Source organism: Microcoleus sp. K1-B1 (assembly GCF_036704705.1).
GTDB lineage: Bacteria > Cyanobacteriota > Cyanobacteriia > Cyanobacteriales > Microcoleaceae > Microcoleus.
In genome coordinates, this window is record NZ_JAUBSH010000156.1 from 1 (window position 1) to 7,252 (window position 7,252).

The 7,252-nt window shown below is 47.8% G+C and carries 10 protein-coding genes; 3 read left to right on the top strand and 7 right to left on the bottom strand.

Annotated features, from left to right (window positions below):
- Positions 1-221: 221 nt before the first annotated feature.
- The 7 genes from QUA83_RS29575 to QUA83_RS29605 all read right to left on the bottom strand — a co-directional run bounded on the left by QUA83_RS29575 (position 222) and on the right by QUA83_RS29605 (position 5,032).
- The gene (locus tag QUA83_RS29575) at positions 222-2,474 is read right to left on the bottom strand and encodes a transglycosylase domain-containing protein (protein WP_333297739.1); all 2,253 of its coding nucleotides are present in this window, start codon (positions 2,472-2,474) and stop codon (positions 222-224) included.
- Between the two features lie 435 nt (positions 2,475-2,909).
- Positions 2,910-3,032, bottom strand: a complete 123-nt coding sequence (locus QUA83_RS29580; RefSeq protein ID WP_333126925.1) for a photosystem II reaction center protein J — start codon at positions 3,030-3,032, stop codon at positions 2,910-2,912.
- A 69-nt stretch (positions 3,033-3,101) separates the two neighbouring features.
- On the bottom strand, positions 3,102-3,224 hold the full coding sequence (locus QUA83_RS29585; protein ID WP_015176850.1) for a photosystem II reaction center protein L: 123 nt from the start codon (positions 3,222-3,224) through the stop codon (positions 3,102-3,104).
- A gap of 9 nt (positions 3,225-3,233) precedes the next feature.
- Positions 3,234-3,371 carry a cytochrome b559 subunit beta gene (psbF, locus tag QUA83_RS29590; RefSeq protein WP_006635504.1) on the bottom strand — a complete coding sequence of 46 codons (138 nt, stop codon included), beginning with the start codon at positions 3,369-3,371 and terminating at the stop codon, positions 3,234-3,236.
- A 20-nt stretch (positions 3,372-3,391) separates the two neighbouring features.
- Entirely contained in the window at positions 3,392-3,640 is a 249-nt protein-coding gene (gene psbE / locus QUA83_RS29595; RefSeq protein ID WP_006635503.1) for a cytochrome b559 subunit alpha, read from the bottom strand.
- Between the two features lie 56 nt (positions 3,641-3,696).
- Positions 3,697-4,710: a photosynthesis system II assembly factor Ycf48 gene (locus tag QUA83_RS29600; protein ID WP_333297740.1), complete on the bottom strand. Its 1,014-nt coding sequence runs from the start codon at positions 4,708-4,710 to the stop codon at positions 3,697-3,699.
- Positions 4,697-5,032, bottom strand: a complete 336-nt coding sequence (locus QUA83_RS29605; RefSeq protein WP_333109400.1) for a rubredoxin — start codon at positions 5,030-5,032, stop codon at positions 4,697-4,699. Before QUA83_RS29605 ends, QUA83_RS29600 begins: the two co-directional genes overlap by 14 nt.
- Positions 5,033-5,398: 366 nt before the next feature.
- Between QUA83_RS29605 and ndhC the strand changes: the two genes are divergently transcribed.
- Genes ndhC through QUA83_RS29620 form a run of 3 tightly spaced genes read left to right on the top strand, consistent with a single transcriptional unit; the run spans position 5,399 to position 6,973 of the window.
- A complete protein-coding gene (gene ndhC, locus QUA83_RS29610) occupies positions 5,399-5,761 on the top strand; it encodes a photosynthetic/respiratory NAD(P)H-quinone oxidoreductase subunit C (protein WP_006635500.1) in 363 nt (120 codons plus the stop codon).
- Positions 5,752-6,477 (top strand): photosynthetic/respiratory NAD(P)H-quinone oxidoreductase subunit K, encoded by a 726-nt coding sequence (gene ndhK / locus QUA83_RS29615; RefSeq protein WP_333297742.1) that lies wholly within the window; start codon positions 5,752-5,754, stop codon positions 6,475-6,477. Before ndhC ends, ndhK begins: the two co-directional genes overlap by 10 nt.
- Positions 6,470-6,973, top strand: coding sequence for an NAD(P)H-quinone oxidoreductase subunit J (locus tag QUA83_RS29620; RefSeq protein ID WP_333297743.1), 504 nt, complete (start codon positions 6,470-6,472; stop codon positions 6,971-6,973). The genes ndhK and QUA83_RS29620 overlap by 8 nt, the downstream gene beginning before the upstream one ends.
- Positions 6,974-7,252: the final 279 nt, after the last annotated feature.

The following is a 7,252-nucleotide window of genomic DNA, read 5'->3' on the forward strand; positions in this document are numbered from 1 at the left end:
AAAGGTTTCATCCTATTTTACCTTTTTTGGTCTACCCCCTTGACAATTTGCACTTTTTCTTAACTTGTCACAAATGAGCGCGCCCTCTTTGAAAAGCAATCGCAGCATCTGTTTTTCATGGGTTCTGCGTTTAAGATTCGGAGATTGAGTTGACAAGCTGTACCGCATTTAAATTGTATATTTCAATGCCGTATCAAAATTCGTCCAATCCCCGCATCCAATCAACGCGCCACCTGCCGCATATATTCCCCCCACAACTGAGCGGCATTGGCACTACCTCCCCCAGTCGGAGAATTATCATCATTGCCCAACCAAACTCCTGTCACCAGTTGCTGACTCGGAATATAACCGACAAACCACAAATCTCTATTATCATTAGTCGTGCCTGTTTTTCCAGCTTCTCCCAACCCCAAAGCAGCACTGCTGCCCGTACCTCCGCGCACAACACCTTGCAGCATATCAGTCATCGTATCCGCTACGGCTTCCGAAACTAACTGCCGATTGGCAACGCCATCTTTTTGATACTCATAAATCACCCGGCAACTGTTAAAATCATTTCGATCTTTGCAATCGCTGCTGTCAATAATTCGCTTGATTACGTGGGGACGATTGCCCAAACCCCGATTTGCCAAAACCCCGAAAGCACCCGTTAATTGCAACACATTAACTTCACTTTCACCTAATACTAAACCAGGGTTAGAACGCAGTTCCGAAGTAATCCCCAAACGCCTAGCCATTTGCACTACATTTTCTAAACCGACATCCTGTGCTACTCTCAAAGCAATTGCATTTTCCGACAACGCCACGCCGCCATACATATCCGCACTGCCGCTGGTTCTTTCGCAGCCGCTGTAACTTTGTCCGCCCCAGGAAAGGGGGGCGCAAGAATAAGTTCTATCGGGTGAGATTCCCCGTTCTAGGGCGGCTGCATAGGTGAAAATCTTAAATGTAGAACCGGGCTGTCTCAAAGCTTGAGTAGCCCGATTAAACTGACTTTTCAAGTAATCTACGCCCCCAACTAAAGCTAAGACTTCCCCGGTTGTACTATTGAGAGTAACCACGGCTCCTTGAGAAAAACCTGCACTAGCTCCCACATTTTCAACAGCATTTCTGAGAGAACTTTCCGCCAACTTTTGCAGGCCGGGATTCAAACCTGTTTCTACAATAAAATTGCCTTCTCTGGCTAACTGCTCCCCCAGCAAAAACTCCAATTCGTCAAATACATAACTATAGAAATAAGGAGCGATCGTACTTTGCAGATATTGGCGGGCTTTAGGATTGATCTCAATTCGCGATCGCCTCGCGCGATCGGCTTCTTCCTGAGAAATCGTCCCCATTGCGCGCATCCGTTCAATCACTCGATCGCGGTACTCTACCGCCAACTGATAATTTTGAATCGGATTAAAACTGTTTGGCGCCGGCAAAATTCCCGCCAAAGTTGCTGCCTCTGACAAAGTTAAATCCTTCGCCGACTTCCCAAAATAAAACCGAGCCGCATCCTCAAAACCGTAAAGGTCAATTCCCAAAAACACCCGATTTAAATAAGTCAGCAACAGCTCATCTTTGCTGTAATAATTCTCCAATTTCAAGGCAACTACAGCTTCCCGTAACTTGCGCCCCGCCGAATCTTGAGTTCCCACATAATCTCGAAACAAACTCCTCGCTAACTGCTGCGTCACTGTGCTCCCGCCTTCGCGAATTCCTCCCCCGCGAACATTGGTCAAAAGCGCGCGCAAAACTCCGATCGGATCTACCCCCAAATGCCAATTGTAGCGGCTGTCTTCCGAAGCAAGTACCGCCTTGGCTAAATAAGGCGAAAAATCCTGCAATTGCTTTAATTCTAAGTGAGCGTTATTCTGAGGAGGACGCAGGGGAGTTTGCCCGTCGCGGGCGTAAACAATCACCGGGCCATTGATACTTCTCGGCAGAGGCCGCACTTGAAACTTTGTCGATTCCATGCCTACCAACACGGCAATCAAAGCGGTGATTCCACTGACGCTGTAAAAGCTGTAACGCACAAATTGCAAATACCAAGGCGGCGGATATACGTACTGAATTCTGACAGCGGCGGCTAGTTCCGGCGGCCCTAAAGTGAATACGTCTCCGTGACGCAGGGACATACTTTTAACTCGCCTTTTGCCATTGTAAATGCCGTTTGTGGAGTCTTCATCTTTGATGACAAAAGGAGTCCGCCGCCGACTATCCCGCGACAGGGATAAGTGTACGTGACTGACAACAGGATTGCGAACTACAATATCTGAAGATTTCGACGATCGACCTAACAAATATCGATCGCCCAACAGCGGATAAACCTCAGCTTTAGCTGCACCCGCATCCTGCACCCACAGTTCGGGTACTTTGGCATTAGGTTTCAGCGCTAGCTGGTTAAAATTAACCTTAGCAATAGTCTGGACTGCTTGGGTAATCGCACCCAAGACGGTTTGAGGTTTGCGGGGCGGCGGCGGTGGGGTCATATTTCGCTGTGCACTACGATCGAGCGATCGGCTCTTGCACCATTCTACTCGCAACTTTTGGCTAATTTCACGATCTGCTCACACTCTTGAGGCGATCGTCGGTTAGTGGCGATCGATTTTGGGGTTATTGGTGAACCCGCAAGGCGAGCAGTTGATTGAGCAAATCTCCATCTAGACACCAAAAATCTCGCTCTCACCAGGAAATTAAATTATCATAAACTTGCCCAAAAATTAATACTTTCGATAACATTTATAGCGGTTCTCAAGCGTGGTGAGGTATGGGGTGAGTCCTATGCCCTATGCCCTATGCCCTATGCCCGCGTGAGCACCTCATGTTACTGAGAAAGGCTATACCAGATTTACCAAAACAATTCGCATAATTAAAACCCCCCTTGAAAAAGGGGGGTTAACAGCCGAAAATCAGCTTGATTCTCCTTACATCGAAGAACCCAAACCGGCATAAGCACCGTAGAAGAAAAGAGCCAAAACGCTCAGAGCACCGAGGCCTGCAACAGTAGCTACCAGCCACAAAGGAATTCTGCCACTTTCACTAAACATAGCCATCACCTCACTAATTTACAGCTAAACAAATTCGATGGAACTATCGAAAGCCAACTCAGACACCAGTTAATTAAAGAAATAACTGGAAAACAAAATACCCAAAACAAAAATCAGCAACAAACCCAAATACAAAGAAGTCCGGTTTAACTCAACAGGCTGCTCGTTGGGATTAGGAACGCGCTCAGGCATTGTAAACTCCTATCGTTGAATAAATTGCATTGCTGCGATCGCGCCCAAAAAGAAAATTGTTGGGACACCTAAAGTATGAACTGCCAACCAGCGCACCGTAAAAATCGGATACGAAATTGGCTCATTATTGGGGGTTCTGCTCGTCATTTTTCCAAATCCTTGTTAAATTACTTGGCAATGAACTGATCTACTTGTTTCTTAGCTTCAAAGCGATCCGAGATAATCGGCACTTCTTCCCGCTGCGGTGTGAAATACTGGTTAGGGCGAGGAGTTCCGAAAGCATCGTAAGCCAAACCCGTTTGCACAAACAGCCATCCAGCAATAAACAAAGCCGGAATGGTGATGCTGTGAATTACCCAATAACGGATACTTGTAATAATGTCCCCAAACGGACGTTCTCCAGTTGTACCAGCCATTTAGAATCCTCCTTTCAACAACAAATTGACAGACAATCTCTCTTACTATTCTACTATCAAGCAGCTTGCGCTGAACCTTGATATTTAAGTAGAGTACCGCTCGCGCCGATCACAAATCCGCGATCGGGGCCCATAAAGACAATCCTGTAAAAATTAGCGGGAACATCTTCAACTTCGCGGTCTTTTAGCCAAGTTTTCCCGCCGTCCAAACTGCACAGCAAATTGCCGCCGCCGCCGGCTACCCAAACTTCATTATCAGTCCGGTAAGCCATGTCCAGCAAACCCCAACTCGCCTTGCGATCTGGAAAAAACGGTTTTCCCCAACCTTCGGCACTTTCCGGGTCACTAAACTGAATTTGACCGCCGCGGGCGAGCATCCACAAACGCCCGTCCTTGGTAAAGCCCATATTTTGCAGGCGGCGAGAACTATTGCGGTTGTGAGGTTCCCAAGCTTCTTGTCCGGGTTTCCACACCGAGTAGAAATTGCCCTTCGAGGAAACCGCAACATACTGCCCGTCTTCAGAACGGTTGATATTGCGAACTACCCCAAAAGAATCCTGCACAACAGCTTTCCAATTTTTGCCGCCGTCCGAAGTCCGGTAAATCGCCCCGACATCAGTCGTCATCTCGGCGGAATTCGGGCCCAAAGCCGCGATCGTACTCGGAGAACCGGGCAACTGACTGCTCAAAGCAATCCGTGTCCAAGACTTGCCCTCGTCGTTCGTGTGGAGCAAAACTGAAGGCTGGCCGACAATCCAGCCTTCGGAACCGGAGAAACTCACCGACGCAAAACGCGACCTCGGATCGTCGATATCCAGTGCTATAGGCTTCCAGCTAGTGCCACCGTCAAGGGTTTCGAGCAAAGTCGCCTCAGAACCCACAACCCAGCCGTGCTGAGGATTGCCCGTAAAGGCAATATCCTGCAAATTAGCTTCCGTCGGCAAGGAAATCACTTGCCAAGGGTTGTAACTCACAGAACCGATGGTGCTGCAACTCGTACAGATGAGCGCAGCAGCCAATAACATTACAATTCGTTGCCAAAATCTCACAATCGTTTTACTGCAAACCATACATACTAAGTAACAACAAGAAACCAACGACCAAGCCGCCAAAAATCAGCAAACTTTTCTGACCTTCGGTCATGCCGTTGACACCGACACCGTAGCGCTGATTTGCCTTAAATCCCGATACCCCTTCCATCTGACCGAGATTTTGAAACACCGATTTGCGCGCCCCGCAAACGGGACAGACCCAAGTTTGGGGCAAATCTTCAAAAGCCGTGCCCGGGGCAATGTCAATTTTAGGATTTCCCTTTTTCGGCTCATAGACGTAGCCGCAGGCGCGGCACTCGTGCCGATCGAGGGTTTTGGTCTCAGTGGCTCGATCGCTCATAAATCCAAAATTATGGGTCAGCTAATCGTGAAGTACCTCAACTAAACTTCGTTCGAGTTGGGGCTTCCAACTAAAACTCATATTAGGACGGTCTTATTCGTCTTCAAGGTTTCCCGTCTCAACCGCCGATGCCACGTTACGGACACCACTTGGGTGTTCGACACTTAAGTCGAGGATGGTCTTACTTAGCGTCCACAGGCAGCCGCCCGTCTTCCACAGGCAGTTACAATATTAAAATATACATTAAAAATTATTGCAGAAGATGGAGGATTAATCTCAACTAACTCGTAATTTTAGCTACCCAAAATCTATATAATGTAACAGACAAGTTACAGAACCCTTTCACCTAGGCAGTAATTATTCACCGTGTTTGCACTCAGCGGCTACGAGTATTTCTTAGGCTTCCTGTTAATTTCCAGCCTAGTCCCTATCCTCGCCCTCACGGCGTCTAAGGTACTGCGGCCCAAAAGTCGTCCCTACGACCGACGCACTACCTACGAATCTGGCGTCGAGCCGATCGGCGGAGCCTGGATTCAGTTCAACATCCGATATTATATGTTCGCCTTAGTCTTCGTCATCTTCGACGTAGAGACCGTCTTCCTCTATCCTTGGGCGGTTGCTTTCAACCAGCTAGGACTGTTGGCTTTCATCGAAGCCTTGTTTTTTATCACGATCCTCGTTATTGCTCTTGTCTATGCATGGCGCAAAGGAGCCTTGGAATGGTCTTAAGTTCTGACAAATCACAAAAACCTCTAATTGTCAATCCCGCTATTCGCCCTGAAGTCACATCGGAATTATCAGAGAATGTCATCCTAACTACGGTTGATGACCTCTACAATTGGGCGAGACTTTCGAGCCTGTGGCCCCTGCTTTACGGTACCGCTTGCTGCTTCATCGAATTTGCAGCTTTGATCGGATCGCGCTTCGACTTCGACAGATTCGGCTTAGTACCGCGATCGAGTCCGCGACAAGCCGACTTGCTCATCACCGCCGGCACAATTACCATGAAGTACGCCCCCATTTTGGTGCGGCTGTACGAACAAATGCCCGAACCCAAATACGTCATCGCGATGGGCGCCTGCACCATCACCGGCGGAATGTTCAGCGTAGACTCCCCCACAGCAGTCAGAGGCGTTGACAAACTGATTCCCGTAGACGTGTACATCCCCGGCTGTCCCCCCCGCCCAGAAGCGATTATTGACGCAATTATCAAACTGCGTAAAAAAATCGCCAACGATTCGATGCAAGAACGCGGCAACTTGCAGCCCACCCACCGCTACTACACCAGACCCCACAAAATGAAAGTAGTAGACGACATTTTGGATGGCAAATATTTGTCAGTTCCCGGTCGGATGGCGCCGCCGAAAGAATTGACCGAAGCAATGGGAATGCCAGTACCACCGGCTTTGCTTGCAGGACAAAAACAGGAGGTAAACCGTGGCTGAACAAGAATCTGCAATTGTTGAAGCCGGGAAGGTTTCCCAGTGGTTGACTCAGAATGGCTTTGAACACGAAGCTTTAGCGGCCGATAATTTGGGCGTGGAGATATTAAAGGTCGATCGAGACTTCTTAATTCCGATGTCAACAGCACTGTATGCCTACGGGTTTAATTATATGCAGTGCCAGTGCGCCTACGACCAAGGCCCGGGAGAAGATTTAGTCAGCGTCTACCACTTGGCTAAACTGACAGATAATGCTTCCAAGCCTGAAGAAGTCCGCGTCAAAGTATTCATTCCCCGCGAAGATCCCAGAGTGCCATCAGTCTACTGGATTTGGAAAGCAGCCGACTTTCAAGAGCGGGAATCCTACGATATGTACGGCATTGTCTACGAAGGACATCCGAATCTAAAACGGATTTTGATGAACGAAGATTGGGTAGGCTGGCCGCTGCGGAAAGATTACATTTCCCCTGATTTCTACGAATTGCAAGACGCTTATTAATGTTTTGAGTTTTTGGCTCAAAATACAGTTGGTCGTTTTGCACCCACTTCTTTGAGGAGTGGGTGCAATTTTTTTGCTCCTTTCTGGAAAACCCTCGATTGCACGGTATTTCTGAAAAGGCACTCGCCCCAGGCAAAACTATTTTAGGAATGAAAAATAAATAAATTGATGAGTTATCGGTTATAATGAAAAAAGTGTGATATTAAGTAGGTAGGCGGGAAAAAACCAATCTATGTAACAAAATATTAAGTTACCTAATTGGAGTTAAACTTAAGACGT